Source organism: Pseudarthrobacter sp. MDT1-22, assembly GCF_054511035.1.
On record NZ_JBTNDK010000013.1, the window covers coordinates 89,377 to 115,826 of the forward strand.

The 26,450-nt window shown below is 65.2% G+C and carries 25 protein-coding genes and 3 pseudogenes; 15 read left to right on the plus strand and 13 right to left on the minus strand.

What is annotated here, in order from left to right; genetic code table 11:
* Positions 1 to 95: 95 nt before the first annotated feature.
* Positions 96 to 360 (plus strand): annotated as a pseudogene (locus ACX80M_RS12115) (recombinase family protein); the annotation flags it as partial.
* 685 nt (positions 361 to 1,045) lie between these two features.
* Here ACX80M_RS12115 and ACX80M_RS12120 read toward each other — a convergent pair.
* Together ACX80M_RS12120 and ACX80M_RS12125 are read right to left on the minus strand one after the other, a co-directional pair.
* Positions 1,046 to 2,113, minus strand: coding sequence for a hypothetical protein (locus tag ACX80M_RS12120; protein ID WP_252602523.1), 1,068 nt, complete (start codon positions 2,111 to 2,113; stop codon positions 1,046 to 1,048).
* 787 nt (positions 2,114 to 2,900) lie between these two features.
* Positions 2,901 to 3,182 (minus strand): glycoside hydrolase family 15 protein, encoded by a 282-nt coding sequence (locus ACX80M_RS12125; protein WP_252602525.1) that lies wholly within the window; start codon positions 3,180 to 3,182, stop codon positions 2,901 to 2,903.
* Positions 3,183 to 3,765: 583 nt separating this feature from the next.
* Here ACX80M_RS12125 and ACX80M_RS12130 point away from each other — a divergent pair.
* From ACX80M_RS12130 to ACX80M_RS12140, 3 genes are all read left to right on the plus strand, one after another.
* A complete protein-coding gene (locus ACX80M_RS12130) occupies positions 3,766 to 4,527 on the plus strand; it encodes a DUF4396 domain-containing protein (RefSeq protein ID WP_252602528.1) in 762 nt (253 codons plus the stop codon).
* Positions 4,528 to 4,718: 191 nt separating this feature from the next.
* A complete protein-coding gene (locus ACX80M_RS12135; protein ID WP_252602530.1) occupies positions 4,719 to 5,408 on the plus strand; it encodes a DUF305 domain-containing protein in 690 nt (229 codons plus the stop codon).
* Positions 5,409 to 5,449: 41 nt separating this feature from the next.
* Complete coding sequence (locus ACX80M_RS12140; RefSeq protein WP_459309759.1) at positions 5,450 to 6,070, plus strand: DUF3105 domain-containing protein; 621 nt, start codon at positions 5,450 to 5,452, stop codon at positions 6,068 to 6,070.
* Between the two features lie 345 nt (positions 6,071 to 6,415).
* Here ACX80M_RS12140 and ACX80M_RS12145 read toward each other — a convergent pair whose 3' ends face one another.
* The 4 genes and pseudogenes from ACX80M_RS12145 to ACX80M_RS12160 form a co-directional block, all read right to left on the minus strand.
* Entirely contained in the window at positions 6,416 to 7,294 is an 879-nt protein-coding gene (locus ACX80M_RS12145) for a F510_1955 family glycosylhydrolase (protein ID WP_252602533.1), read from the minus strand.
* Positions 7,295 to 7,529: 235 nt separating this feature from the next.
* Positions 7,530 to 10,370, minus strand: coding sequence for a heavy metal translocating P-type ATPase (locus ACX80M_RS12150; protein WP_459309760.1), 2,841 nt, complete (start codon positions 10,368 to 10,370; stop codon positions 7,530 to 7,532).
* A 681-nt stretch (positions 10,371 to 11,051) separates the two neighbouring features.
* Positions 11,052 to 11,681 carry a DedA family protein gene (locus ACX80M_RS12155; RefSeq protein ID WP_252602537.1) on the minus strand — a complete coding sequence of 210 codons (630 nt, stop codon included), beginning with the start codon at positions 11,679 to 11,681 and terminating at the stop codon, positions 11,052 to 11,054.
* A gap of 127 nt (positions 11,682 to 11,808) precedes the next feature.
* A pseudogene (locus ACX80M_RS12160) lies at positions 11,809 to 11,961 on the minus strand (DUF4229 domain-containing protein); the annotation flags it as partial.
* 321 nt (positions 11,962 to 12,282) lie between these two features.
* Here ACX80M_RS12160 and ACX80M_RS12165 point away from each other — a divergent pair.
* The 4 genes from ACX80M_RS12165 to ACX80M_RS12180 all read left to right on the plus strand — a co-directional run bounded on the left by ACX80M_RS12165 (position 12,283) and on the right by ACX80M_RS12180 (position 15,420).
* Positions 12,283 to 13,032, plus strand: a complete 750-nt coding sequence (locus tag ACX80M_RS12165; protein ID WP_252602539.1) for a cytochrome c biogenesis CcdA family protein — start codon at positions 12,283 to 12,285, stop codon at positions 13,030 to 13,032.
* A gap of 277 nt (positions 13,033 to 13,309) precedes the next feature.
* Positions 13,310 to 13,660, plus strand: coding sequence for an ArsR/SmtB family transcription factor (locus tag ACX80M_RS12170; protein ID WP_252602542.1), 351 nt, complete (start codon positions 13,310 to 13,312; stop codon positions 13,658 to 13,660).
* The gene (locus tag ACX80M_RS12175; protein ID WP_252602544.1) at positions 13,661 to 14,311 is read left to right on the plus strand and encodes a cation diffusion facilitator family transporter; all 651 of its coding nucleotides are present in this window, start codon (positions 13,661 to 13,663) and stop codon (positions 14,309 to 14,311) included.
* Between the two features lie 284 nt (positions 14,312 to 14,595).
* A complete protein-coding gene (locus ACX80M_RS12180; RefSeq protein WP_252602547.1) occupies positions 14,596 to 15,420 on the plus strand; it encodes a sulfite exporter TauE/SafE family protein in 825 nt (274 codons plus the stop codon).
* A 157-nt stretch (positions 15,421 to 15,577) separates the two neighbouring features.
* On the opposite strand, the gene ACX80M_RS12185 is transcribed toward ACX80M_RS12180, so the two are convergent.
* Both ACX80M_RS12185 and ACX80M_RS12190 read right to left on the minus strand, forming a co-directional pair.
* Positions 15,578 to 15,931 (minus strand): MFS transporter, encoded by a 354-nt coding sequence (locus ACX80M_RS12185; protein WP_252602549.1) that lies wholly within the window; start codon positions 15,929 to 15,931, stop codon positions 15,578 to 15,580.
* Positions 15,932 to 15,950: 19 nt separating this feature from the next.
* Positions 15,951 to 16,190, minus strand: a pseudogene (locus ACX80M_RS12190) (IS21 family transposase); the annotation flags it as partial.
* A gap of 339 nt (positions 16,191 to 16,529) precedes the next feature.
* Between ACX80M_RS12190 and ACX80M_RS12195 the strand changes: the two are divergent.
* The 5 genes from ACX80M_RS12195 to ACX80M_RS12215 all read left to right on the plus strand — a co-directional run bounded on the left by ACX80M_RS12195 (position 16,530) and on the right by ACX80M_RS12215 (position 19,581).
* Entirely contained in the window at positions 16,530 to 16,718 is a 189-nt protein-coding gene (locus ACX80M_RS12195) for a hypothetical protein (protein WP_252602552.1), read from the plus strand.
* Positions 16,719 to 16,733: 15 nt separating this feature from the next.
* The gene (locus ACX80M_RS12200; protein ID WP_374210055.1) at positions 16,734 to 16,811 is read left to right on the plus strand and encodes an SHOCT domain-containing protein; all 78 of its coding nucleotides are present in this window, start codon (positions 16,734 to 16,736) and stop codon (positions 16,809 to 16,811) included.
* Between the two features lie 112 nt (positions 16,812 to 16,923).
* Positions 16,924 to 17,145: a hypothetical protein gene (locus ACX80M_RS12205; RefSeq protein WP_252602555.1), complete on the plus strand. Its 222-nt coding sequence runs from the start codon at positions 16,924 to 16,926 to the stop codon at positions 17,143 to 17,145.
* Positions 17,142 to 17,363, plus strand: a complete 222-nt coding sequence (locus tag ACX80M_RS12210; RefSeq protein ID WP_252602558.1) for a hypothetical protein — start codon at positions 17,142 to 17,144, stop codon at positions 17,361 to 17,363. The genes ACX80M_RS12205 and ACX80M_RS12210 overlap by 4 nt, the downstream gene beginning before the upstream one ends.
* Before the next feature lie 841 nt (positions 17,364 to 18,204).
* Positions 18,205 to 19,581 (plus strand): prolipoprotein diacylglyceryl transferase, encoded by a 1,377-nt coding sequence (locus ACX80M_RS12215; RefSeq protein ID WP_252602560.1) that lies wholly within the window; start codon positions 18,205 to 18,207, stop codon positions 19,579 to 19,581.
* Positions 19,582 to 19,657: 76 nt separating this feature from the next.
* Here the strand turns inward: ACX80M_RS12215 and ACX80M_RS12220 are convergent, their stop codons facing one another.
* The 5 genes from ACX80M_RS12220 to ACX80M_RS12240 form a co-directional block, all read right to left on the minus strand.
* Positions 19,658 to 20,626: a M56 family metallopeptidase gene (locus tag ACX80M_RS12220; RefSeq protein ID WP_252602563.1), complete on the minus strand. Its 969-nt coding sequence runs from the start codon at positions 20,624 to 20,626 to the stop codon at positions 19,658 to 19,660.
* Positions 20,623 to 20,997, minus strand: coding sequence for a BlaI/MecI/CopY family transcriptional regulator (locus ACX80M_RS12225; RefSeq protein ID WP_252602566.1), 375 nt, complete (start codon positions 20,995 to 20,997; stop codon positions 20,623 to 20,625). Before ACX80M_RS12225 ends, ACX80M_RS12220 begins: the two co-directional genes overlap by 4 nt.
* A 754-nt stretch (positions 20,998 to 21,751) precedes the next feature.
* Positions 21,752 to 22,030: a glutaredoxin family protein gene (locus ACX80M_RS12230; RefSeq protein WP_252602569.1), complete on the minus strand. Its 279-nt coding sequence runs from the start codon at positions 22,028 to 22,030 to the stop codon at positions 21,752 to 21,754.
* A complete protein-coding gene (locus tag ACX80M_RS12235; RefSeq protein ID WP_252602572.1) occupies positions 22,027 to 22,707 on the minus strand; it encodes a peroxiredoxin family protein in 681 nt (226 codons plus the stop codon). The genes ACX80M_RS12230 and ACX80M_RS12235 overlap by 4 nt, the downstream gene beginning before the upstream one ends.
* Positions 22,707 to 23,702, minus strand: a complete 996-nt coding sequence (locus ACX80M_RS12240) for a cytochrome c biogenesis CcdA family protein (protein WP_252602576.1) — start codon at positions 23,700 to 23,702, stop codon at positions 22,707 to 22,709. Before ACX80M_RS12240 ends, ACX80M_RS12235 begins: the two co-directional genes overlap by 1 nt.
* Before the next feature lie 154 nt (positions 23,703 to 23,856).
* Between ACX80M_RS12240 and ACX80M_RS12245 the strand changes: the two genes are divergently transcribed.
* On the plus strand, positions 23,857 to 24,489 hold the full coding sequence (locus ACX80M_RS12245) for a copper resistance CopC family protein (protein ID WP_252602579.1): 633 nt from the start codon (positions 23,857 to 23,859) through the stop codon (positions 24,487 to 24,489).
* Positions 24,486 to 26,426, plus strand: a complete 1,941-nt coding sequence (locus tag ACX80M_RS12250) for a cytochrome c oxidase assembly protein (RefSeq protein ID WP_459309761.1) — start codon at positions 24,486 to 24,488, stop codon at positions 26,424 to 26,426. Before ACX80M_RS12245 ends, ACX80M_RS12250 begins: the two co-directional genes overlap by 4 nt.
* Positions 26,427 to 26,450 lie beyond the last annotated feature (24 nt).

The following is a 26,450-nucleotide window of genomic DNA, read 5'->3' on the forward strand; positions in this document are numbered from 1 at the left end:
CGTAGCTCTTCAATCCGACCAATTGCCGCGCCCGGGCCATCGATGCTTCATCCAGTCTGCGCGCCGGTCCCAGACGGGCTCGGCGCGCAGGTCGGGATCGGATTTTCAGAAACAAGGCCTCCGGTCGTACACCCCGTCCCCAGCTGGCCGAACTGAAGCGCTTCGCCCGTGACTGAGGCACTGTCGTGGTCCACAGCATGGACCGGCTCGCCAGCAACCTCGATGGCCTGCGTTCAGTGGTCCAAGCAATGACCGCAAAGGCGTGCGCGTGGAGTTCGTCAAGGAAAACTTGCTCTTCACCGGCGAGGCTCCCCGACGGCTAACCTCATGCTCTCGGGGATGGGTGCCTTCGCCAAATTTTCGCCGGGATCGAACTGGTTGTCTGCTTCGAGGCCCTGTGCCAGTGCGGGGGCGGCGACATTGGTTGGACGGAAAGGGCCGGATGCCGAACACGGCATCCGGCCCCCCGGCTGGCTGGATTAGCCGCCGATGATTCCGCTGTTCTCATCCGTGGTGTTCTGAATGGTGCTGGCAACACCGGCGTTGGCGCCCAGGTTCAGGCCAAGGTTCGACGCCGAAGCGAACGAACCACCGTCAGTCCCGGTCGTGCTGTTCTCATCCGTGGTGTTCTGAATGGTGCTGGCAACACCGGCGTNGGTTCGACGCCGAAGCGAACGAACCACCGTCAGTCCCGGTCGTGCTGTTCTCATCCGTGGTGTTCTGAATGGTGCTGGCAACACCGGCGTTGGCGCCCAGGTTCAGGCCAAGGTTCGACGCGATGCTGTCGCGGTTTGTGGTCGAGGACGCGGAACTGATGCTGCTCTGGTTCTGCGTACCGATACCAAGACCGGTGCTTGTGCCTGTGTCGGCTGAGGCCGCTCCGGCGCCGAGCACGAGGACGCCGCCGGCGAAAGCTGCGGCGCAGAGGGTGTTGCGGACAAATGAATTCATGACTGTTTTTCCTCACATGGAATGAATGTTGTTCCGGCCAGGGGGCCGGTATGCCTGCATATGCCGCGGTATTAGGTGCGCGGCGCGGGCATCATCAATCCGGTGAGAACCCGGGGTCATCGTCCGGTGACCCCGGAAGGGCGAAGCTGAACAGTGATCCTTCCCCGCCCTGGGTCATGGGCAGGACGAAACGGTAGGAAAGATCCCCTGCAGCCTGTGCACCGGCACCGGTCGGGCTAGATGCACCGGCCCCGCCGGACACCGGTGAGAGCACCGGCGCCGTTGCGGTTTCGTTTCCGCGGGGAAACCCAGACGGGCTCTGAAGGGAAGGACCGCCGCCGTCCATGGACGCGGCACCTCTCGGGGCGCTGCCGTCCGTAATGCCCGTGAGCAGGCGGGGAAGCACGGTGGAGGGGGACGGGTTTGCGCTGCTAACCGCAGCCGGCCTGAACTCCACGGTGGTGGATTGGTCGGCGCCGCCCGGGGAATTTTTTGCCGACGTAGTGCCGTTGATCAACCCTGCCACGGGGTGAGTGATGGCATCCACCGGGTTTGCTACCGGGATGAGGAAGCTGCCGGCAAGTCCCGTAACCGGGGCCAGGAGCGGCTGGACAGTACTGGTAATGAGTTCGGTGACGGGGGCGGTGAGCGGGGCAACGGAGCTGCCGGCAAGTCCCGTAACCGGGCCCAGGAGCGGCTGGACAGTACTGGTAATGAGTTCGGTGACGGGGGCGGTGAGCGGGGCAACGGAGCTGCCGGCAAGTCCCATGACCGGGGCCGTTACCTCTTGGATCACGGTTGCTGGTCCCTGGACCGTCGTGGGTGCGTCGGTCAGGGGCACTGTGGCGGTCCGTACGGGAGCGGCGGCCGGAGTGTTGCCGCCCAAGGGCGGGGCCGATGATGCGGGTCCCGGGGCGGGCGCGGGCGCTGCTGTGCTCGCCTGTGACGGTTCTGTCCGGGCCTGAACCGTGGTGATGAGCGGTTTCACGGGTGCCGTCAGGGAAGGGACGAGTCCGTCGGAGGTGTGCGAGCTCTCACCGGGGGGAGGGGGCGCGGCGGCGTGGGCGCTGCCGGCGCCGAAGATGATCCAGAACATCGCGAAAAGCCCACCGACAAGGAGCAAGCGGAGGGCAGGGACTATGTTCCGGGTTGTGCGGTCCATCCCACCTCCGATCAACTGCCGGTGTCCACCGGCAAATACTTTTCGGTCCCCGCCACTTTCTCAGACCGGCAGAAACGCCCCCAGAACCCTGGGGAATAGTTCGTCCTCATGTAATGCTTTGAAAGTGCTTCGACACAGTGCGGGGCACGGATGGGTCCAGTCCCGGGAAAAGGTCGACACCATTACGGTGGCGGCCGGATTGCAGCCCGGTCCCGAAGTTCCCAGTCAACGCACAGCTCCCGAATGGGTTGGCGCCCGGGCTGCGACCTCAGCCGACCTGATAGGCACATACTGCACTGTGACAGACTCCAAGTCCATTGCAGTCCTGTATCCCCACTTCATCGGCATGGCTCTCAGCCTTGGTCTGGCGGACCTTGACGGCGCAGCCTTGAAAGACGCCCGACCACGCCGACTGAACCCAGGCAGTCGCCGCCTGGATCTACGAGACCACAGACCTCGACGGCGTTACCTTCACCTCCCGCCACGGCGACGATCTGCGGCTATGGGCAATCTTCGAACGACCAGGCGACGGTGCTGTCAGCCCGAAGCTTCGGCGCACGAGGCTAGAGGAACTCCACCACAACAGCGACGCGATCAAGGACGCCTTTCAGCTCCTCGGCCTAACCTGGAAGAGCGAATAGGCTACTCCCCTGCTCCTCGCCACCCTAAGCTTGACGGAAGGTCCAATATCGACAATTACGGTTGGGCCGAGAAGGGTTGATTCATAAAGCCCGCGAGTACTTCTCGCCGCTGTTCATAATTTCCACAGGCTTGCCGCTGTACTGGGTCAGTCCTTCGCGGCCGCCGGCGCGCTTGCCTTGCCGCCTTTGGCCGAGGTGCCGGCCAAACGCAGTGCGGCGTTGATGAGACCGACATGCCTGAAGGCCTGAGGGGTGTTTCCCAGTTGTGCGCCGGTGCGCGGATCAATCTCTTCGGCGAAGATTCCCAAGTCTGCGCCCAGGCCAGCAGGTCCTCGAAGAGTTTTTGGTCTGCCTGCCCCGCCCGGCCAGGTGAGGGCTTCGACCAGCCAGAAGCTGGCGATGGTAAACGGCCCTTCCGTTCCTTCCATCGAGCAGCCAAGGGAGTTCCTGGCCTGATTCGCGCGGGGGCCACGTCGTGGCCATCTGCAGCCGTGCCTTTGTTGCGGGCCCGGCTCATTCCAGGTTCAGGACGGCGCTGGCCGGACCATAGCGGCGGCTGCAGGAAAAGGGTTCGCCCGGGGCTGAGGGGGCCTGCCCGCAGCCGGCCTCCACGTCGGCGGTCAAGCAGCGGAAACACGAGCGCCGGGGCATCAAAACGCAGCGGACAAAAAAATTCAATCGCCCCGTCGGGGTCCGACCAGGGCAGCTGTGAAAGAACGTCACCGAGCGAGGCCAAAGCCCCGAAGTCAGGAAAAACACTTTCACCGGTCATCGGAAGGCCCCCTGCAGTGTCGACGCGGCGGCATCGCGATCATCAGGTAAAAGGCGCAGCAGTGACCGTTTCAGGTTTGTCCTGCTCCTATGTAGGATAGTACTGCCGCACATCCTATGTAGGGTAGTACTTCGCCCGCGGGGTGTCTTGTCTCAACCGCGATGCGGTCAGAGACATATTGCCTATGGGAAGAAATCACGCCGGCACCCCGAATCGACAGTTATTGCGAAGGAACCTGTATGAGCATGCACAATGACCCCACAGAAATGATGGCCATGGAATCCGCCATCCCCGAGTGGCTGACCCCCGTCGCTTGGATCTATGTCGCAGTGGGAGTTCTATCGGCGGCCGTCGTTCTCTATGACTTTTACGGGCGGCGTTACCGCCAAAGCGAACGCATGATGGAGATCGTATGGCCCATAACGGCCCTGTACCTCGGGCCCTTCGCTCTGTGGGCCTACTACCGGCTGGGCCGCGCAGGCAGCCCGAAATGGCAGCAGGAGAACGGGGCTCTTCCTGAACAACGTCTGTCGTTGAAGGCGCTGGCCGGCGGAACTCCCGGCGGAGCAGCGGCCACGGTGGCGCACGTCATTGGTGTTCCCCTGGTGATCGCCAGCGGCCTCACCATAGCCGGAATCAAACTGTGGGTGCTGATCATCGTGATCGCCCTACTTGCGATCGCGATCCTGTTCTTCTTCGAGCGTTTTGCATCCCCTGTCTGGGGCGAGCCTCAGGCCAGGAAGGGCACAGGTGCTGCCTTGCTGGCGGCGACGGTGACAGTACTGGCCTTTGACATCGGCATGGGCGGCTGGATGATTTTCCTGCACTTCGGGATGTTCATGCCCGCACCCACCGACGTGACTTTCTTGTTCCTGATGGGGATCGGAAACATCCTCGGATTCGCTACCGCCTACCCGGCCGTCCGATGGCTGATCCAGCGGGGGGTCAAGGACCCGGTCCTTGAGGCTGGCATTCCGGCCTTCAGCGCACGCGGGAACTGATCGACCATCAGGGGCCTCGCCTCGCGGGCTGGCTAACATGGATACGACCGGTTGAGGGAGGAAAGGGGTTTTCTCCTTTCCGCTCAACCGTCGATCACGCCGAAACCAGTTCATATGACGTTGGGGATTCGCCGACGGCCAGCACCGTAGAACGAACGTCTTAGCGGACGTTGACACCCGAAGGATTCCCGATGCCGCTTTCATCAGCAGTCCCGCCGGAGGGCGTCGGACCGGGTATTTCCCGGCTCCCGGCCGGATATCTGTGGCTTGGTTCCGTTGCTGTTGTTGTCCTCACTGCGCTGATCTTTTTCGGTATTGGCTGGTCGTCCGCCACGCCGCGGCCCGTGTCGGATACGGGCGCGGACGCCGGGTTTGCCCGGGACATGCAGGCACACCACGCGCAGGCTGTCGAGATGGCCCTGCTGATCCGTGACAGGTCAAGTAACGAGGAGATCCGGGCTGTCGCTTACGACGTTGCCACCAGCCAGCAGCACCAGAATGGGCAGATGTACGCCTGGCTGCAGGACTGGGGGCTGTCGCAAGCACGCCCGATCCCGCCCATGGCATGGATGGGCTCAGGGGCCGGCGGTCATGGAAGCGCTTCGCCGCATGCCGCGCAGAGTGGCGCCGGCGGTGCTGACGGTGCGATGGAGGGCATGGCCACCCCAGAGCAGATGCAGGCGCTGCGCCGGTCCTCCGGCGCCGAGGCGGACCGGTTGTTCACTGACCTGATGATCCGCCACCACCAGGGCGGCGTCGCCATGGCCTCTGCCGGAGTACGCCTGGCTAAGACCTCGACGGTACGGGATTTCGCGGCCCTGATCGTGGACGCCCAGACCGCGGAAATCACCGCCCTCCAAGAGCTGCGCCGCAGACTCTGACCGCCCTAAGGAAAGCGAGAACACAGATGCCGTCACCCAGGATGAGCTCTGAGGAACGAAAAGCCCTTGTCAAGGCAATGCGGTCCAAACACCGCGCGGCCGATCGGCGCAAGGCCTGGTTGATATACGGCACCGGCAGCGCCGTCGTCGCCTCCATCATCGCTGCCACGGGCTTCGTCGTCGTCGGCGAGGTCCAGAAACAGGAGACCGCCAAGGCTGAGGCCGCCCGGCCGGTCGAAGGCGTCCAGGACTTCCCCGACCAGTCCAGAAACCACATCGGCGGGCCTGTCAGCTACCCCCGGAACCCGCCGACCGGCGGTGACCACGCACCCGTATGGACGAACTGCGGCATCTACACCGCCCCGATCGAACCGACGCGGGCGGTGCATTCCCTTGAACACGGGGCCGTCTGGCTTTCCTACCGGCAGGACCTTCCCAAGGACCAGGTTGCCGAACTGACCTCACTGGCCGGCGCCCAGGATTACCTTCTGCTCAGCCCGGTCACCGATCAGACCTCGCCCGTTACCGCGACCGCCTGGGGTAAACAGCTCTCGGTGGACAGCAGCAGCGACGAACGCATCGCCACCTTCATTAAAAAATACCGGCAGAGCCCCGAGGCCCCCGAACCCGGCGCCGTCTGCACCGGCGGCGTCGACGGCTGACAGCAAAACGGCGCTGCCGGTCAGCCCTGCAATCCAGTGATTCAGGCGCCCGGACCGATGTCTGCGGATGCGCGCAGCGAGGCCCCCGCCCTGTCCTGCAGATGACAGAGGGAATGAAACTCAACTTTGCCGGCAGGCCGTGGGGAACAGTGGCGGCCCGTCCCGGTATTGTCCTGCATCCGGCCGTGCTTCAGGTCATCCTGTGCCAGGAAAACACCGCAGCGCCAGTTTCATGAGAACGGCGGCGGGCCTGGCTTGTGGTTTCGCGATCAGTTGTTCGCGAGACTAGGCCTGGACGGTGGCTTCTCCTCATGTGAGGGAAGAAAACCCTCGAAGGGAAGTCAGTCAGGACGGGTCATACGGGGTGAAGCTGGCGCCGCTGTCCTTGGAAACGAGCACACCGTCGCCGGTGGCGGCCCAGATGTTCAGCTGACCATCGGCCGCTTTGGCCGTGGTGACCGCCTGGATCTCCCCGTTGAGGCTGCCTTTGGGGGCCCACGTTGCGCCGCCATCTGCGGAGTAGTGCACCGCGCCGGAGGGCTCAATGCCGATCGCGTCGGTGTTGGTGGCGAACGCGGCGAACTGAACGAGGGGCCCCGAACCCAGCAGTTGCCAGGTCTTGCCGCCGTCGGTGGAGCGCTGCAGTCCTTGCTGCGTGGTGGCCAGGACGGTGTCGGAGCCGGGGTTGCCGGCCAGCACGGCGGCCTGGAACCCTGCGGAGGACGTGTTCCAGGTTTTCCCGTCCGGGCTGGTGCGCAGGATTCCGTCAAAGGCTACAACGCCGCTTTTGGTCATGGTCATGGCATGGAAATCGGACTCGCCCTGGCGTGAAAGCTCTTCCCAAGTCTTGCCGCCGTCGCCGGATCGGATCAGGCCCACGGGATTCGGAAGGGTCGAGCCCTTCCCCGGGTGGCCGGAGGCGTAAAAGACGTCCGGATCTTCCGTGGGCGAGAACCCCATCAGGTCGATGGTCGGGCTGATCTTGACCGCCGGCCGGGCGGTGACATCGAAGAGGCCCTCATGAGTCGCCACCATGATCTTTCCGGTGGCCTCGTCAACAGCGATGCCATGGACGTGGGCGGACGGGTAGCCGGTGGCGGCGGACGAGGATGACTCCGGGGCTCCTGCTGGTGCGGTGCACGCGGCCAGTACCAGCAGCAGCGAGGCAGCGGTCGCCGGGATGCTGGCGTATCGGATGGTGAGCAAACGGGGGCTGGACGGCATGGAGGCTCCTGGAAGTGATGGTGAGGGTGAAGGGACGGGGCTGTGTGAAGGGATGCGGATTGCCGGAACTGGGAGCGGATCCTGCGGAGGCAGGGCACCGGCGGTGCGGGTCGTGCCGGGGCGGGGAGGAAATTGCGGGGGCCGTTGTGCGCTCTGCAGCCCGCTGGCCGCCCCGCAGATTGAAGGGGACGGATCGGCTTGTTCGTGATTCATGCTTGTTTGACTGATGAGATTATTAGCGGCTTTCTTGGGCCATTTTTCGGCTTTGGGCTTCGTCGTCGTGTCGGGATCCGGTGATAGGAGGGGCTTTGAAGGCGTTCAGGCGGGTGGAATTGAGGACAACACTGATGCTTGAGAGCGCCATGGCGGCTCCGGCGACCATAGGGGACAGGAGTGCGCCCGTCACTGGGTATAGCAGGCCGGCCGCCAGCGGGATTGCGGCGGTGTTGTAGCCGAAGGCCAGCACAAGATTTTGCCGGATGTTGCGCATGCTGGACCGGGAGAGCGCGATTGTGGTGATCAGGCCGGAGAGTTCACCGGACATCAGCGTGACGTCGGCGGCCTCGATGGCAACGTCGGTTCCGGTGCCGATGGCTATGCCGACGTCGGCCTGGGCCAGGGCGGGGGCGTCGTTGATGCCGTCACCTACCATCGCCACCAGTTTCCCTTCATCCTGGAGGGACCGGATTGCCGTTGCCTTGTCCGCGGGCAGCACGTCCGCGAGCACGCGGGTGATGCCGGTCTGACGCGCGATTGCCTCCGCGGTCCCCTTGTTGTCACCGGTGATCATGACCACCTCCAGCCCCCTTTGCTGCAGCTGGGCGACGGCGGCAGCGGAGCCGGGCTTGAGGGTGTCGGCCACGGCGAGGATTCCGGCCGGTTTTCCGTCCACGGCAACATACATGGGTGTTTTCCCGTCCTTGGCCAACCGTTCCGCCTCGGCCTCCAATGCGCCGGTTGGGATGTTGGCATCGGCCAGAAGGCGGCTGTTTCCGATGAGCACTTCGTGGTGTTCCACTGCTGCCCGGATCCCTTTGCCGGTGATCGAGTCGAAGGCGGTTGCCTGCGGAAGGCCGCCGTTTTTGCGGGCCGCGGCGACGATGGCCGCCGCGAGCGGATGTTCGCTGTCCGCTTCCGCCGCCCCGGCCAGGCGCAGGAGCTGCCCGGCCTCGTATCCGGGGGTTGGGACGGTGTCAGTGAGTGCAGGTTCGCCGCGCGTCAAGGTGCCGGTTTTATCCAGCACCACAGTGTGGAGCTTGTCTACTGTTTCCAGGGCCGCGGCGTCCTTGACGAGCACGCCCAGTGCTGCGCCCTTGCCGGTGGCAACCATGATGGACAATGGCGTCGCGAGCCCAAGCGCGCACGGGCAGGCAATGATGAGGACGCTGACAGCCGCGACGACGGCCAGCGAGAGGGAATCTCCCACCGTAAACCACAGAACGAAGGTGGCGATCGCGATGAACACCACGGCGGGCACGAAGTATCCGGAGACAGCGTCTGCAAGCCGCTGGATCGGAGCCTTTGAGCTCTGGGCCTCCTGAACCAGCCGGATGATCTCCGCCAGCGCCGTGTCGGCGCCGACACGGGTGGCGCGCATACTGAAGGTCCCCGTGCCGTTGACGGTGGCGCCGATGATGGTGTCGCCGGCCTGCTTTGTCACCGGCAGGCTCTCACCGGTCACCATGGATTCGTCCACCGCGGATCGGCCCTGGATGACCTCACCGTCGACGGGGATTTTTTCACCCGGCCGGACCCGGATCTCGTCCCCGGGCCGGACATCTTCGACTGCCGTTTCAATTTCCTGTCCGTTCCGGATGACCTTCGCGGTTGCGGGGGTGAGGGCTATCAGCGCCCGGATGGCATTGCCGGTGCCTGCCCGCGCCCTGGCCTCCACGAGCCGGCCCAGGAGAATCAGCGTAATGATGAAGGACACGACCTCGTAGTAGACGTCGCGGACATCGGCAGGCAAAATCTGAGGAGCAAAGGTAACGAGAAGGCTGTAGGCGAAGGCGGCCGTAGTGCCCAGGGTGATGAGGCTGTTCATCTCCGCCGAACGGTTGGCGAGGGCGCGCCATCCGATCCTGTGTATCGGCCATCCGACGAGGACCATGACCGGCAGAGTCAGCAGTAGCTGCACCCACGGACTTTGCAGGATATCCGGCACAAACAGTTCGTCGATAAAATATGGCGCCATTGCCCCGTACAGGACCGGCAGGGTCAACAGCGTTCCCAGGCCCACGCGCCAGCGCAGATCACGCAGTTCGGCCTCCCGTGCCTGGGCCTCCGCGTCCTCAGTCTCCGCCGAGCCCGGCTCGGCCCGCAGCCGGGCGGGAAAACCTGTGGCGTCGGCGACGGCCCGTTCGAGGTCCCGCACATCGGCCTGTTGCGGATCATAGAGAATCACGGCCCGCTCAGCACCGAAATTGACGGTGGCGCTGTCCACGCCCGGGATCCGGCGGAGGACCCCCTCAGCCCGGCCGGTATCAATCGGCATGCTCCGCAGTGCACCGGGAAGCATGAACTCCGCCCGTTCGGGCCGGTCCTGCGGCTCAACCACCGGACCGACGCCGACGGCCCGTGCGGTCTCCCCGCCCGGGACATGCGTCTCCGCTGCCGGTGTGCCGCCGGCAGCGGTGGGGCCCGTCGGCGCCGCGGGCTCATCCGTGTCATCATTCCGGGTGCTGTGGCCCGCCGCGCCGCCATCGGGTTCAACGAGCAGCCGGCCATGGAGCATGTTCATCCCGCACGCCCAGGGATACTCGCCCGGCTCATCAACGGTCAGGTCCAGGACCGTCGTGTCGAAGGCTGCCAGCGAGACGCTCTTGCGCAGATCCGGAAACACCACCCGGCTCGTGCAGTCGCTGTTGTCCCGCCGGTCAAAGCGAAGCTGCACCGGAACCCCAGCGGTGACGCGCACAAAGTTAGGCGAGTATCCACCCCGGACTGCGATGTCGACGACCTGCACACCGCCGCGAGGATGCGCCGAAACCGCCCGGCGCGGGGCAAAGAAGAACCAGGCAAGAAACCCCACCAGGACCACGCCAGCGAGAATCACCACAACATCGACAAGGTCCATTGCCCTTCTCCCATCCACGAAACTCTGCCACTACCCGTCCCGACTCCGCAGTTGCACGGTGACGGGCCGGCCCTTTTGACGTCGCGGCGGCGGCCCCGCCAGCGAAGCGGGCGGCCCAGGCCACCTGGGCCGTATCGCAAGCGCCGCCCCTTGAATACTATCGTGCATAGTGGTCAAGGTGCGCCTCCGGCCCGCCCCATCCCTGCGCTTTTGGTGTCATCCAGATGCGACACTCCCCCACCGTTACCCAAATGTGGCAATGGGAAGCTTTCACGTACGGTCGGGTCCGTGCCGGTTATCTTCAGGACTGCACTCCCGAGCCGCATTGCCTAACTCGCCGCCGCGGGACCCCTTCGCACAATTCGTTCGGCAGAGACGGGGAACGACAATTTGGCCAGCTTCCGCTGGCCGCGGGGGGAAGCCGCGCCCCCGCCTTGGGCAGGGCGGACGGCCGGGTGTCTCCCACCCGAACGCCACAGCTCACCCCGCAGGCATAGGGAGAGGCCCTTTCATGTCCACACGCAAAACCCATGGCCGCGTGCCGGCGCTTAAACCGGCCTGGCGGGAGCCGCGCTGTATGCGGATCGCAGTTGGCACGGCTGGAGTGAAGGCTGCTGTTCCTCGTATGGTCACAAAGGGTGAGGTGACCAGGCGGGCTCAGGGCATGTTTCCGGGAGGAGCCTAGGGGTCCGCTGCAGGTTCCTCCATGCCGTCAGGGCGTCTGTTCAGGAACCGGCTGATGACCACATCCAGCACGATGCCAAGAGTGACGGCGCAGATGATTGCCAGAGCAACGCCCAGAAGACGGTTGTCGCTGAACCACTGCCCAAAGAACAATCCCATCGTCACCGAATAGCCTGCCCAGAGGACTCCGGAAACGGCTGTCAATGCCGTGAAACGGCTATGGGGGTAATGCGTCGCGCCGGCAGTGAGATTGACCGCGACTCTGCCCACCGGGACGAACCGGGCGACGATGATCACCGAGGCCGGACGTCGGCGTAGCTCCCTGCCGGACCACCGGAAGGCGGCCCGGGCGCGCCCGGACCGCATCCAACGATAGCGTTCCAGGCCCACCTTCCGACCGATGAGGTAGGCGATGTTGTCGCCCGTGAATGCGCCGACAGCTGCCAGGAGGAACAGGAGCCACGTGTTGGGCACACCGGCGCTTGCGGAAAGGGCGGCCAGCCCCACCACGACGGATTCGCTGGGAATCGGAGGAAAGAAGCCGTCAATGGTGCTGCAGGCCAGCACGAGCAGGAGCACCCAAGGCTGGGCCGCGGCCGCCAGGATGAAGTCGTTGATTGCCTGCACAGTTTCCTAACGTCCGGCCCGTCCTGTTCTCTCCCTGATTTTTCCTAGGAGACTGCCCGTGCCTAAGGGCGCGCTGTCCGGACACCGGCTGCCGCCCCCGATCCTAAGGGCAAATTGCCTCGCAAACAGCGGCATCGCGCTGCTTCTGGAAAAACAGGTAGGTGATGGCGTAGGACATCAGTCCCGCGCAGACCACGGCCAACAGCCAACCCAACTTCAGGAATACGAACAGGGAAAGCAGTGGCACGAAGAGGGCAAGCCGGACCGGATCAGGGAATATTTCACAAGAACCGCCATCCGAGGTTACCCACCTTCCTGAAGCGGGACGCCGCCTGGTGGCTTCCTGCTCCCGTGTGACTCCCCCGTTCTTAAGCTACTGTGCTGACCTTTCATGGAGCGCCCGGCCGAATCCTTGATCGTGGTTCCCCGCTGCAGGGGCCCAGGTCTTCGGACCAACCGCCGGGTGGACCGGCATCCGGCGTGCCGGAATAGGCGTTTGCCGGGAAGGCGCGCTCTCCTGGACGGGTGCCCTCACAGAACGCCAGTACTATATCCGGTAGTATTAGCGGGCCTCCAGTTCCCGATGAATTACAGGAGCACAATGAGTCCCGGTGAATTCTTCGCGCAGACGGCGCTGTCCGGTGCGCTCCTGATCGCGGTCCCGTTGGCCGTTATCGCCGGGATCGTTTCCTTCATCTCCCCCTGCGTGCTGCCTTTGGTGCCAGGCTATCTTGGCTACGTATCGGGCTTGGCCGGCGCGGACCATGCACGGGCAAAGCGCCGGATCGTCCTCGGGGTCAGTTTGTTCGTTCTGGGCTTCGCGGTGGTTTTTGTGCTCTACGGTGCTGCCTTCGGGGCGGTCGGCGGCTGGCTGGCCCGGTGGCAGGATCTGCTGATCCGAATTCTGGGCCTCGTGGTCATCGTGATGGGTCTTGTGCTCATAGGCCGTCTGCCCTTCCTGCAGCGGACAGTGAAACTGCCGTGGAAGCCATCGTCCGGGATTGCGGGCGCACCTTTCCTGGGTGTTGTCTTCGGTCTGGGCTGGACGCCGTGCATCGGACCCACACTCAGTGCCGTCCTGGCTCTGAGTACCGCCAGCGGCTCTGCCTGGCGTGGCGCCCTGCTTGCCTTCGCCTACTGCATCGGCCTCGGCATCCCGTTTCTCCTGGTGGCGCTGGGTGTTAACTGGGTCAGCGGAGCGGTCTCGTTCATCAGGCGGCACATTCGTAAATTCAACATCGGCGGCGGCATCATCCTGGCGGCCCTGGGTCTGCTCATGGTCTCCGGCGTCTGGACCCAGTGGATTTACCGGCTCCAGAACCTTATCGGGACCTTCACAACACCGGTCTGAGCACAACACCGGTCTGGGCTGATTGTGTCAAGTTGATCGGAGCCCGCCGGGACGGCCCGAACGGTACCCACCTAAGCGACATACCGGACCTAATGACGGCTTGAATGGTCACCCACCTGTGAGCGTTGATCAATCAGAGCTTGAATCGGCCGGGATATGGGATGTCAGCTGCGGTCGAGGAAGTGAACAAGCTCTCTTTGCAGCCCGACCCACTTCTCATGAGTTATGCCCGGCAGCCCCGCTACTATTGATCGTTGTTTAACGATATTATCGGCGTGTGACGATTCAAGAGTGCAAGCCCGACGTTTCCCCTGCTGTCGCATTGTTCCGTTCCCTGGCGGACCCTGCCAGGTTGGCGATTATCCAGCAGCTTGCCCAGGGCGAGCAGCGCGTCAGTGATCTGGTGGAACACCTCGCGCTGGCGCAGTCCACGGTTTCTGCCCATGTGGCGTGCCTGCGGGACTGCGGCTTGGTGGAGGGTCGTCCTGAAGGACGCCAGACTTTCTACGTGCTGAGCCGGCCGGAGCTGATCGATACCCTGGCCTCGGCAGAGAAACTGCTGGCCGCCACCGGATACAAGGTCGCGCTCTGCTCCAACTACGGCACTCCGGAAGCAGGAGGGAAGTAGGTGGACACGGCAGCGACCCTTACCGCCGAAGATACCGAACAGCTCACTCGCAAAGGGCTGCGCCTGGCCCAGTTCACAGTCGGCTACAACGTCGTTGAAGGCATCATCGCGGTCACTGCCGGCGTGCTGGCAGGCCTGGTATCCGTGGTCGGTTTCGGCATTGATTCGGGCATTGAATCCATCGCCGCGGTCCTGGTGGGGATTCGGCTCGCGGCCCGCCTCCGTCACGGCCATGCGGACGAACGCAAGGAACGCCTGGCCCTTAGGCTGGTAGCCGTCAGCTTCTTCATCCTGGCCGCCTACGTCGTCTTCGAAGGCATCCGGTCTCTGGTGGGCGGGGAGGCCCCGGAAAGTTCACCCCTGGGCATCGGGATCTTGGTGCTGTCTCTGATCGTGATGCCGTTCCTTGCCGTAATGAAAAGGCGCGTCGGGACCAGGTTGAACGACAAGCTGATCCTTGCCGACGCGGCCGAAACGAAAATCTGCGTGCTCCTGAGCATCTCCACCCTGCTCGGTGTTGGAATCTTTATGCTCACCGGCGCCGCCTGGCTCGATCCCGTGGCCGGGTTCATCATCGCGGCCTTCGCCATCCACGAAGGCAAAGAAGCCTGGGAGGGCGAACTCGTCGAAGACGACGATGACGATGACTGAACAAGGCTTCCCCGCAGAGTTCCCAGAGGGAGGAGGTGATCTCACATGAATGATTGCTGCCAGGACGGTAATTGCTCGCCGGAGGAATGCGGCAACGCGTGCTGCTGACGCCGGCCGGTTACGATAGCTGCGCTGAGGGCCCCGCTGAATTGGCGGGGCCCTCCTTTCGTACATCAAGCTGCTGGCAGGGTTGAGGCAGTTCTGCCAGGGCAAAAGCTTCACGAATGTGTCAGCACCAATTCCGGGCGCCATGTCTAAAGGCGTGAAGCTGATAATTTCTAGGCATGGAAAGCACTGCTTTGCCGCTGTTACCACCAGGGCCGGCACGACAACAGTTGTTGGCCCTGGTCTTCCTCGCCGGTGCCATCATCGGTGTCCTGGGCGGCATGATCGGCCTGGGCGGTGCCGAATTCCGGCTGCCCCTGCTCATTGGGGTCTTCGGCTTCGCCGCATTGCAGGCTGTGATCATGAACAAGGCCATGAGCCTTATCGTGGTCATCACGGCCCTGCCGGCCCGCCTCGTCGGCGTTCCCCTCGGCGAGCTCTCGCCCTACTGGTTCATTGTCCTGAACCTCCTGGCCGGAAGTCTTTTCGGTGCCTGGATCGGGGCGCACTGGGCCACCCGGCTCAAATCCAAAACGCTCTACCGCGTGATCGCGGTGTTGCTCGTGCTGATCGCGGCTCTGCTCTTCGTCACCCACTTCTTCGCGATGGACCCGCTCAACATTGCCCCGGCCCCCAGGACCGTGCTGGGCATCGCGGCCGGGATCATCATCGGCATCGTGGCGGCCCTGATGGGCGTCGCCGGCGGGGAGTTGCTCATCCCCACGATCGTCCTGCTCTTTGGCACCGACATCAAGATCGCAGGAAGCCTGTCCCTGGCCGTTTCACTTCCCACGATGCTCGTAGCGTTCGCCCGCTTCAGCAGAGACAAAAGCTTCTCCGTCCTGGGGCAGAACAAGCCCTTCCTCGTTGCGATGACCCTGGGTTCGATCAGCGGGACCGTGGTCGGCGGTCTCCTGCTGGGAATTGTTCCCAGCGTGGTCCTCATTCCCCTCCTCGTCCTGCTCCTGCTGCTGTCCTCGATCAAAGTCTGGAGCCACGGCTAGCAACATTTCCGCAGGCTCTCTCGAAGGGGACTGAATCCACCCGGATCACGAATGAGGTCTGCACCGGACAGGACCTCCCTCTTCCAAGCCCTCGGGTAAATCCTTGATTTTGCTGCGACTCCAACTTGCGGGGTTCACATCAGAACAAGGTCTTGGATTAGGCGCCGTTTGCAGCCCGATGGGGCCTGACGGCGATGAATATGGCCAGGGCGGCGGCCTGGATGGTGGTCAGGGTGACGGCGAGGGCGAAGACGGACTGCTCGTCGAGGACCCCGATGAGTACGCTTCCGGCCAGCCAGGCAATGCCGTAGCAGGCGGTGAAGATGCCGTAGGCGCTGCCTCGCCTTCCTGCCGGGGCCAGCTCGGCGACGGCGGCCCGCATGGTGCTTTCCTGAACGCCCATTGCGGCTCCCCAGAGCAGCACTCCCATGACTGCCAGCGGCGTGCTGTTGCTGAAACCGAGCCACGGGACGGCCGCGGCGAGTACCGGAAGAGCAAGGAGTACCTTCAACCCGATCCGGTCATAGAGCCAGCCGGCGGGCGGTATGGCGCTGCTTCCGCGGCGCCGTGGTGTCTTCGATGAGCATTGCGTTGATCGCTGCTTTGAACGGATCGAGACGGGGCAAGGACCGTACCGGAGATTTTCGCTCCGGCGGTAGTGGGGAGTTCAAAGCCTTCCGCACAGTCTTTCTCGCCACGTGGTGCCTGCGCGCAAGTTCCCGGATCGACGCGCCCTCGATTCTGGCGTCCCTGCGGATACTCGCGAACAACTACATCCCGGCCCTCCTGCACCTGACCCCGATATTGATGGAATCAACGCTCAACAGGTGGGTACCATTCAAGCCGTCATCAGGTCCGGTATCTCGCTTAGGTGGGTACCGTTCGGGCCGTCCTGGTGGGCTCCGATCAGACTGACATATTCACTGGGCCGCTACAGCGAATCACCGCAAAGCACGGATCCCGCGGCCGGTGAAACCTGCCTCGGCACCGCTTCGGCGCCGGCTGCTGCTGCTTTCCAACCCGACGTGCGCATGCTGCTTCTTCCCATCTACTATGGGGAATAGTATTATAGTGATGGCAACTGCAGCGCGAGAGAGAGTGAGATCGGGATGATGGGCTACGGCGACGGAATGATGGGCGGCTGGAACGGGAATTCCATGATGGGCGGCTGGTCCCTTACATGGAGCATTCTGGCCCTGATGTTGGTGCTGGCCGCCGTGGCGTCCGTGGCGCTGCTGGTCGCCTGGCTCGTCCGGCGGGCGCCCGCCGCGCAGGGAGGGGTCGGGGGCGGAGGGTAGGAGGCCGGTGAGATCCTGCGGCGGCGCTTCGCGGCGGGCGACATTGACGACGAGGAGTTCAGGCGGCGCCTTACCGTGCTGGACGGTCCGTAAGGGGTCGGGCGAGGTTCGGCGGGACGCAAGCACTCGACGACTGCAGCCCGCATGGACTACTATGTAACGTAGTAGAACGTCTTTATCAATCACTGACTCGAGGAGCACAACAATGGAACAAATCTTCTACGGCCTGGCAGTTTTGGCTTGCCCCCTGGGCATGGGCGCGATGATGTGGCTGATGATGCGTTCGGGCAAAAAAACGTCAGGAGATGCCGCCCCTACTGAAGCGTCCGCGGCCGAACTCGCCCAGCTGCGAGCAGATCTTGACAGGCTGCGCGCGGGCCAGAGCCTCGCTCATGAAAGCGGCGCTGCCGACAAGGGACCCCGATGACGGGAACCGTCATCGCCCTCATGGTGTTGCTGCTCTCTCTTGGAGCAACTTACTTCTTCTGCGTCCGGCCCATGCGCAAGGGCAGCTGCGCTATGGGCCAGACGGTCTCCGGTAGCGGCACGGCGTGCCAGGACCCCGCGGCCGCAGAGGAAGCTGCGCGCCTTAAAGCCGAGATCACCGCCCTGCGCACGCAGTCGGCAATGCCGGAAACCAAGTAGCCCGGCCAGCCACCGCCCCCCTAACCGCAAGGAAACTCCATGTCCGGTTCTAAGCCGCGGAGCTGTTTTGGCTTGGCCTCTGCCGCTCTGTGCCCCGCGACTGGTCCTTTCCCGCCCGTTGACCCTGACAGGCCCGCGGGGCTCGCCGTCGGCAAGGGCCTGCGGTGACGGCCGCCCGCTCGGCGGGTCCATCCAGGCGCCGGCTGGCAGGACAGCGGCTGACCCCTGCAGCCTCGGCGCTGCTGGTCCTGATCGCGCTGGCCCTCTCTTTTGTGTGTGCCACAAACTTTCCTCCGTCCGGCACCGACTTCTCCGCGGTGCCGGGCTCTGCGGCGGCACCTCTTCCCGCCGTGCAATCAGCAGCGGCGACACCGGCTCCGGACGAATCATGCACCGCCCCGGGAAGCGAGAAGGCTGCCGCACCCGCTCCGATTGCACCGTGCGCCAGTGACATTCCTGTCCCCGCCAGCGCACGGGACCAGGCCCAGCCGGCCCAGTTGGCCCAGCTGGCTGACGCGACGCCGATCTCCCGCGCAATGGCCGCTCCGCACGCGCTTCCCGGGGCGACACGGGTTATCCGGACACGCCCCCCAAGCACACCGTCTCTGACGCAGCTTTCGATCAGCCGGACATAGAGCCCCCATCCAGATCCGTCCGCCGTGGCTTTGCTGCCCGCAGATGGTCCCGCTGCCCTGGCCGCCGCGTTCATTCCGGCCTGCCCCGGCAGTCGTCAGTTCCCAACTGATCTCGCAATTGCCCCTCTGCGGCAACCCGCCAACCCTTCCGGGACCCTAACAGCGAAAAATTCCCGGCCCATCATTTTAAAGGACACGTTTTCACCATGACCAAGAAACAGCACAGGCCGGTAAAAAAGAGGCCGTACGAGGCCACCACGAACCATCCCCGCGGGGCACCCCGTCCCGTTCCCGGCCATCCCGGGGGAATCGACATCGTCGCAGCCGTAGCCGCCAGGCAGAGCGCGCCCGCCGGGGCACGGGGACGGACGGACGAACCCGCCGACGCACCACGCAGCCCCCATCCCTTCCCGAAAACTGCGCCACGCCCTGCCCTGCGCATGGCGGCCGCGTCCGCGACGGCTTCGACGGTCGCGCCTGTGCCGGCTCCGCCCGCAGACTCAGTCCCGGCTCCCACCGCAGACAAGGATCACCGCGGATTCTTCGACAGCCTGGACCCGCAGGGGCTGGCGGGGACGTACTGGATCGACACCGACACGTGGGAGGGCCCAGAAATCGTGTCGGTGCGGTTCTCCGGCACCAGGGCCGCCAGCGAACCCGGAGCACCTCCCGAACAATTCGAGACGTACGAAGACGTGGATTCCATCATGCCCGGAACCGGTCGGATCGCGGTCACATCGCGGGTGACCGGCATCCGCGCGGGCACCTGGAACCTCACATTGTCACCTGTTCCCCGGGCCGAGCGCGCAGCATCACCCGCCGCGCGCACAGCGCTGCCAGGGACGGCGCCGGCATCCTCGACAGTTCAGACCCGGTTTGCCGCCCTCGCCCAAGGACCAGGCGTCAATCTCGCCTCGTGGCCGCTGTTGGTGGGTTCGGGTGCCATCCTGGCCGTAGTGCTCCAGGCCATTTTCCTGACACTGCAGGGCATTGACCCTGTTGGAGCGCTCTGGCTGACAGTACTTGCGAATACCGTGGGAGGAGTGGGCGCGCGGCTCTGGTGGCTGGCGCTGAAACGCCAGCCGCTGGGTAATTTTCTTCAGGCAGGTGCCTGCATCCAGGGCTTTCTGGCCGGCGCACTGGCCACCGTCATTGTCGGTTCGCTGATCTTTGGCCTGCCCGTGGGGCGAATCCTCGATGCAACGGCGGCCGGACTCTTCTTCGGAATGGCACTGGGACGGCCCGGCTGTTTCTTCACAGGCTGTTGCGCCGGACGCCCCACCGCCTCACGGTGGGGACTATGGTCCTCCGACAGGCGGCTGGGCCGCCGCAGGCACCCTGTCCAGCTGTACGAGGCATTCCTGGCACTGCTGATCGGACTCGGGTCGCTGCCCTTCATGCTGGCGGGGCCGCCGAACATTCCAGGACTGGTCTTCATCACAACCGTGACCGCCTACACCCTCGGCCGGCAACTGCTGTTCCCGCTACGCGAGGACTCCAGGACCCTGTGGGGACGGACACTGACGATCGCGGTGTGCATCCTCGTCCTGGGTGCCGTCATCCTGCTGGCAGCCACATCCTGATCAGCGGTCACCGTACCCGCCGCTTGAGGAGCGGGTACGGTGCCGGGGGCGCACCCGACCATCCGCAGCCCGGGCGTTATGCAGCCGTCGAAATGCCGTCCACCGGGCAGGGGGGCATGGTCCCTGCGGCGGCTGCCGGGACAATGGCGAAGAACATAGGCAGGGCCAGGATGGCGCCCGTTGCCATCGTTGCCACAACAGTGCGTCCCGTGCCCAGAGGACGGGCCGGGGCGACGAGGCGCCGGACACGGCTCATGGCAGCCTCGCTGCCGGCGCCCAGGGCCGCCGCGGGGGTCGTGCTGCGCTCGGCCAGGCGGACGAGGGCCGTGGCCACGGTCAGGCGGTCACTGCTTTCCGCGGCGTCGTCGTCGGCCAGCATCTCCACCAGACGTCCGAGCGCAGCGCGGGCCTCGCGGAACGCGGGAACTCCGGGGAAGGCGTGCAGCAGGGCATCGGCCGCTGCGAGTATCAGGTGATGGCGTCCGCTCAGGTGGGCGCGTTCGTGGGCAAGCACCGCGTCGAGCTGATTCGGGTCCAGGGCCGAGAGGGCTGCACTGGTCAGAACGATCTGGCTGTTCCGCCCGGGAAGGCAGTAGGCGGCAGGGGCGGTGTGCTCGATGACCAGCGCGTCCAGGTTCTCGTGCGGGCTGGCGATCATGGCCAGTGCCTCCAGCTGCCGCCTTCTGCTCCGGGCAGCATTCGTCAGGCCCCTGGCAAGACTGTAACCAACCCGGGCCAGTACGGCGCCGGCGGCGACGAGGCCGGTTGTGCTGACAATGGCACCGCCCGGGGTGGAATACTGCTCCAGGAGGGCCATCGCGCAGGCGCGGACGAGCTGTGCCAGGTCTGTCGTCCAGGGAATCACGGGAACAGCCAGGGCCAGCCCAGCGAGCACGACCGTAGACAGCAGGGAGATGCTCAGGGCCTGCCACGCGGCAATGCCGATCCGCGGGGCGCGCTCCAGCCAGCTGCTTCGCTTCAGCAGCATCGGGCCAAACACGGCAAGCACCACGGCGAGAAGGGTCAGGACGACCGGGGCAATCATTGTGCGCTTCCGTCCGGGGCGTGTCCACCCAGTGCCTGGCGCAGGCGGGCTGCTTCTTCGGGGGGTATTTGCTCCAGGAAATGGAGCAGGGTCACCTCCCGGTCAGCACTGCCGGCCAGGACCTCGCTCATGAAGGCAGCCGTGTGCTGTTCGCGGGTCTGCGCGGGACGGTACATATAGGCCCGCCCGTCCTTCTGCCGTGTGAGCACACCCTTACGGTGCAGGTTGTCCATGACGGTCATGACCGTCGTATAGGCCAGGACCCTGTCGCGCTGGAGGTCTTCAAGGACCTCCCGCACGGCAACAGGATGATCCCAGGACCACACCCGGTCCATGACCAACTTTTCGAGTTCTCCGAGCTGACGCACCACGGGACGAGCCTTTCTTAGTCCGGCCAGGGCGGCCGCACTGAACTATCCTCCATAGTATCCCAGAGGGACACCGGCGCGGTTTCTTAGCGGACAGTGGGGCTCAGCCCTGGATGCCGGCCGGGCTCCGGAGTCTGCAGGCCCTGAAGGTGTGACTTCAGGACCCGCCTGCAGGTGGGGGTAACCGGCGCTCTCCAGCATCAGTTGCTTGCCCCAAGCGCCGGCCACCACCGCTGACTGAAGGCCCGGGAAAGGGCTCGGCAGCCCGCTGCCGCCTGCTTGGCCAATACGTCTTGGCCAGTACGTCGATCTGCTCCTTTCCGCAGGTCCGGGCAGTAGATGAGCCAGACGGCGCCGTGTTCCGAGGGAGTGCACCACTGGCCAAGGGCTGACCGGCCGGGTGCAGGTCCCGCAACTGAGCCATCAAGGTGCAGGTTCCCCGCCGATCGGCGGTGTCTGCGGGTAGGGCGGCCCGCTGGCGGAGAGGTTTCGGCCAGCCCGCCAAAGCTTTGGACGCCCATTGATTGGCCGGGACGCTCCAGTAGTGGTCTGGACTATTCCTGCACCGCGGCCGCCAGGGCAAGGATGAAAACGGCCGCGGTTCCGTAGATCCCAGCGCCCTCCGCAATTCCTGCCGCTGCTGTTTGGGCCGCATTTCCGCCACGAGGGCTTGCCGTTCTCTGAGCCCTGTAGGCGGGCCAGTCACATGCCGGGGCCTCCTTCTGGCTGCTCCTCTGCTCCTCCGGCCAGATGCGGCTTATTGAACGGGGGGCGGGGGGTGCGTGAGGTGGCGGCGGAGTTTCTTTTCCGATAACCGTCCGTAGCTGAACAGTTTCCCGTTAATCAGGATGCCGGGCGCGAAGACGACGCCGGTCCGGCCGGCGAGTTCACGTCCCTCTTCGGTCTCCAGGCTGACCTCGCGGATCTCCAGGGAGTAGTCCTGGCGCAGCCCGGAGAGGACCTCCTTGGCCTGCACGCAGGAGGCGCACGAGGCCTTGGTGAGGATGGTGATGTCTGTCGTTTGCGGATCGGTCACTTGGTTGTCTTTCCATTGAGAAGGTCGGACAGGAGCTTGTTGACCGGAACGTACATGGTGTAGTCGGGGGCTCCGCCGTAGTCCGCCCGCCACTGAATGGTTCCGTCCGCCCCGACCAGGATGAAGCTGTGTCCGTCGCGGGAATCGCCCATCATGCCGTACTTATTGGCCTCGTACGTGCGGGAGATGTCCAGTCGGGTGTCGGCCAGGGCGATGGCGGAGAGCTTGTCATCGTCCATTTTCTGGGCGATGAGGTTGACCGGTCCGCTGGTGATGGTCAGGAGCTGGTCGATCCCGGCTGCTTTCAGCTCCGGCCGGGCCGCGTCCAGGTCGCGGATCTGGTCCCAGCACGGCTGGCAGCCCAGACCCTCATGGAAGTACAGCAGCACTGTCTTGCCGCGGTAGTCGCTCAGGTTCACGGTGCTGCCGGAGGTTGAGGGCAGCGAGAAGCCCGGGGCCTGGGCGCCCGGTCCTGGGTTGCCGATCGCGTAGCCCGCAGCGGAAGACTGCGCCGGCCCCCCTGTGGTGGCGGTCGGCTGGTTGGTCGTGATGAGAAGAATGCCGGCGGCCAGGACCGCCACGATGCCGGCGGCAATACCGCCCCAGAGCAGGCCCCGACGCTTCGGCCGGCTTTTTGGGTTGTTGGCGGGGCGCCGGTCGGTTTTGGTCGATGCCATTAGCTGGTCTCCTTTATGGGTGCGGGGTGGTCCCCTTCAGGGGACGATGTCTGTGTTGACGTTCCAGGGCCGTCGTTGCTGTCCGGCTCAGAGGGGCAGGCGGTGCAGGATCCCGCCGGGACGGCGCCGCCGGCCGTGGGGGCGGTTGAGGGCTTCCTGCGCCGGACGGCCTTCCAGACCAGAACGCCAAAGACCGTAAATACTGCGGCGGCTGAGAGCCAGCCGGGCACGAACGCAAGGAACTCTTCGATGTTGGACGCTGCGTGGTTGAGGGCGGCGGTGACTTCCACCTGCCACCCGTCCGGAGCCATTCCCGGGCCCTGGATGGCGATGATGACCGTGATCAGGCCCATGGCGATCATCAGGGCGCCTGAGAGCAGTGTTACCAGCGGCACACGCCTTGCCGCGCCGGGCCACAGCGGGACGGTCCGGGCCGAGAGCAGCCGGCTCGCACCCCAGTTCTTTTTGTCCCACACCAGGGCCAGGACACACAGCGGGGCCACCATGCCGAACACGTAGGCGACACCGACAGCCATCGCAGCCGGGAAGGAAGAAGCGGCGCCGGACAGTGCGGCCACGCCGGCCAGGACCGGTGCGCAGCAGGCACTGGCCGCGCCGGAGAAGACACCCAGCCCGTAAACCGATCCGATGCCTGTGCCGCCGCCGCGCCCGGAGGGCATCGGCAGCATCATCTTCCAGCCAGCCAGGGTGGCGGCTCCGACGGCCATCATCGCCAAGCCCACAGTGCTGAAGATCCAGATGTGGTAGCCGAACAGCACCCGGCTGATGGCCGCCGCACCCAAAGCGATGGGCAGGATGATTGTTCCGACGCCCGCCGCAAAAACGAGAGTCATGGCCAGTATCCGGCTGCGGCGCCGGAAGCTGGAGGCGAAGAACGCGGGAAGCATCACCGAGACGCAGCACGGCGCCATCAGCGCCACAATGCCGCCGAGGAACGACGCGAGGATGGTTGTGGAGAGCAGAACCTGCTCCATGGACCAGCTCCAATCGGAATAGTCGGGTCGCCACTGAAGTACTATTGAACATAGTAGCAATTACTATTGAGTATAGTAGTACACGATGTTTCGATATGCCTCCGGGCAGGACGGTAGGGTCCGTCCCCGAACGACTGACAGGGAAAAGAAGGTCATGCCACACGACGCGGGGCGCAAGCGCGCCCGCCGGGAGACAGTACTCCTGGCCCTCCTGCTGGGACTGGCGGCGACGGTGATTCCGGCAGCGCCGGCATCGGCGCACACCTATCTGCAGAGCAGCGACCCGGCCCCGGACACGCAACTGCCCGCCGCCCCGACCCGGGTGAGTCTGGTCTTCGCTGAGGGCATTCAGGCCCAGTTCACGAAGGTGACCCTGGCTGTCGGGTCGGGCGCGCCGGCCACCTTGGCAACGGAAATCACCGAGCAAAACGTCGTTGTCCCGGTCCCTGCCAGCATCGCCGGCCGTCAGCCCGAAGGCAGCACCGAGCCGTGGAAGATTACCTACCGGACGGTGGCCGCCGACGGTCACCCGGTGGAGGGGGCCCTGACCTTCGCTGTTACTGCATCCGCTCCGTCAGCACCCGCGGCGCCGCAAGCCGTTACACAACCCACCGAACCCGGGAAATCGTCCGCGGCCGGGGCCGGCGCCCCCGCGCAGCAGGCGGTGCCGGACGCCCCGGAACCGTTCCCATGGCCGACTGTGGGTCTGCTCTCCGCGGTGACGCTGGCCGTGGCCGGCGTGTTCTGGCTGTTCGCCCTCCGGGCGCAGAGGTCCGGACGCCAGTGAGCCGTTTTGCCCGCGCCGCATTTGCCGGTGCCCTGGTCCTGCTTGTTCCCATCACGGCCCTCTTTGTCCTGAATCTGGTCGGCGCCATGGAAGCGCCCTCGCCCGGCCTTCCGGACCCCGGGGATCTGACCCGGTGGGCACTGCCGGCATCCCGTGCCCTTCATGATGTGGCGGCGACCGTGACGATCGGCTTTCTTGCCCTCGCGGCCACCGTGCTGCCGCAGGACCCGGACCGGCCCGGCAGTCTCGGCCCGTCTGCTTCGCGGGCCATGTTCTACGCCGCCATCGCGGGCAGCGTGTGGACTCTCACCGGCACAGCGGCGCTGACCTTCTCCTACGCCGATATGGCCGGCACCGACCCGTTCGGCCCGGAAGCCTCCCTCGATGCAGTCACGTCCTTCATCTTCGACCTGGCACTCGGCCGCTCGCTGGCTGTAAATGTCCTGCTGGCAGCGACCGCAACCACCGGAGCGTGGCTGGCAACCCGCACCACGACGGCCGGCGTGTGCACGCTGCTGGCCCTGGGCGCGCTGTTCCCGCTGACGGTGACCGCCCATGGGGCCTCCAACCACGAGGACGCCGTCAACCTGCTGGCCCTTCACCTGATCGGCGCGACGATCTGGGTCGGCGGCCTGGCCGCCATGTACGTCCTGCGCCAACAGATGGGCCGCGACCTCGTAGTCTCGGTCCGCCGCTACTCCCGGCTGGCCGGATGGTGCTTCCTCCTGGTGCTGCTCTCGGGCCTCTGGAGTGCGGTGCTGCGGCTGAATGGCGCCGACCTTCTGGGCAGCGCGTACGGGGTGCTCCTGGTGCTCAAGTCTGCGGCCCTGGTCCTGCTCGGCTTCGCCGGCTGGTTGCACCGGGCACGCACCATCCGGGCCCTGGAAAGCAATCCGCACCGCATGGCGAGCTTCGTCCGCCTTGCCGGCGCCGAGCTGGCCCTGATGGCCGTCACGGTGGGTCTGGCGGTCGCCTTGGGCCGCACTTCACCGTTTGCGACCAGCCCCGTGCAGAGCACCGCCGAGTCCTTTCTCGGCTCCGAACTGCCGCCATGGCTGGGCGCGGCCGAGTGGTTGACCCAGTGGCATGCGGACGTCGTCTGGGCACCTGTGACCGTGCTGCTGGTCGCCGGATACCTGACCGCAGTCGCCCGGTGGAACCGCAGCACCGGGCCGTGGCCGCGCACCCGCACGTTCTTCTGGCTGCTGGGCTGCGTATTCCTGGCATGGGCCACCAGCGGCGCACCGGCCGTCTACGGCCGGCTACTGCCGGGTATGCACGTGCTCGGAGAAATGATCGTCGGCCTGACAGTCCCCGTGCTGCTCCTCCTGGGCCGTCCCGGGATCCTCGCCGGCACCACACTCCCCCGGCGCACGGACGGAAGCCGCGGCCTGCGGGAATGGGCTGCCGTGTTTCTGAAATCCCGCGCGATGCTCTGGATCGGCCGGCCGATGCCGGCCCTGGCCCTGTACGCCGTCTTTGTGGCCGGATACTGGTTCACCCCCGTGCTGCAGCTGTCCCTGAGCAACAACCCCTTCAGACTCGCAGCCATGACCTCGGCCCTGGGCGCCGGACTGAATCTGGCCGCTGCCCTGCTCAAGTCACGCGACCGCGCGACGGGCACCGCCGGCAGCGCCGTCATGTGGGTCCTGGCGGCGGCCGCGACCGTACACGCCGGAGCGGGAGTGGCGGTGATGGCCGGCGGCATGCACGGCGATGAATGGTATGCCTACATCCAGTCATTGTGGAACTACTCCGCTACAGCGCAGCAAGGCACCGCGGGTGAGGTGCTATGGGGGTCAGCCCTGGTGCCGCTGCTCGCGCTCGGCGTGGCTGTCCTGCAGCCTGCCGTTACGTCCCGCAATCCACTACCAACACCACCGGAAAACGCTGATCGGCCTGCCAAAGAAGCGATCGGGCCCCAGAGGCGCGGCTGATCCCGCCTCTGCGGAGGGAAGGTC

What these genes read in the sequence shown, in the direction of transcription:
- ACX80M_RS12120 (WP_252602523.1), bottom strand. Translation starts at nt 2,113, where the DNA reads ATGGACCGCACAACCCGGAACATAGTCCCTGCCCTCCGCTTGCTCCTT.
- ACX80M_RS12125 (WP_252602525.1), bottom strand. Translation starts at nt 3,182, where the DNA reads ATGGAAGGAACGGAAGGGCCGTTTACCATCGCCAGCTTCTGGCTGGTC.
- ACX80M_RS12130 (WP_252602528.1), top strand. Translation starts at nt 3,766, where the DNA reads ATGAGCATGCACAATGACCCCACAGAAATGATGGCCATGGAATCCGCC.
- ACX80M_RS12135 (WP_252602530.1), top strand. Translation starts at nt 4,719, where the DNA reads ATGCCGCTTTCATCAGCAGTCCCGCCGGAGGGCGTCGGACCGGGTATT.
- ACX80M_RS12140 (WP_459309759.1), top strand. Translation starts at nt 5,450, where the DNA reads ATGAGCTCTGAGGAACGAAAAGCCCTTGTCAAGGCAATGCGGTCCAAA.
- ACX80M_RS12145 (WP_252602533.1), bottom strand. Translation starts at nt 7,294, where the DNA reads ATGCCGTCCAGCCCCCGTTTGCTCACCATCCGATACGCCAGCATCCCG.
- ACX80M_RS12150 (WP_459309760.1), bottom strand. Translation starts at nt 10,370, where the DNA reads ATGGACCTTGTCGATGTTGTGGTGATTCTCGCTGGCGTGGTCCTGGTG.
- ACX80M_RS12165 (WP_252602539.1), top strand. Translation starts at nt 12,283, where the DNA reads ATGAGTCCCGGTGAATTCTTCGCGCAGACGGCGCTGTCCGGTGCGCTC.
- ACX80M_RS12180 (WP_252602547.1), top strand. Translation starts at nt 14,596, where the DNA reads ATGGAAAGCACTGCTTTGCCGCTGTTACCACCAGGGCCGGCACGACAA.
- ACX80M_RS12195 (WP_252602552.1), top strand. Translation starts at nt 16,530, where the DNA reads ATGATGGGCTACGGCGACGGAATGATGGGCGGCTGGAACGGGAATTCC.
- ACX80M_RS12205 (WP_252602555.1), top strand. Translation starts at nt 16,924, where the DNA reads ATGGAACAAATCTTCTACGGCCTGGCAGTTTTGGCTTGCCCCCTGGGC.
- ACX80M_RS12210 (WP_252602558.1), top strand. Translation starts at nt 17,142, where the DNA reads ATGACGGGAACCGTCATCGCCCTCATGGTGTTGCTGCTCTCTCTTGGA.
- ACX80M_RS12215 (WP_252602560.1), top strand. Translation starts at nt 18,205, where the DNA reads ATGACCAAGAAACAGCACAGGCCGGTAAAAAAGAGGCCGTACGAGGCC.
- ACX80M_RS12220 (WP_252602563.1), bottom strand. Translation starts at nt 20,626, where the DNA reads ATGATTGCCCCGGTCGTCCTGACCCTTCTCGCCGTGGTGCTTGCCGTG.
- ACX80M_RS12235 (WP_252602572.1), bottom strand. Translation starts at nt 22,707, where the DNA reads ATGGCATCGACCAAAACCGACCGGCGCCCCGCCAACAACCCAAAAAGC.
- ACX80M_RS12240 (WP_252602576.1), bottom strand. Translation starts at nt 23,702, where the DNA reads ATGGAGCAGGTTCTGCTCTCCACAACCATCCTCGCGTCGTTCCTCGGC.
- ACX80M_RS12245 (WP_252602579.1), top strand. Translation starts at nt 23,857, where the DNA reads ATGCCACACGACGCGGGGCGCAAGCGCGCCCGCCGGGAGACAGTACTC.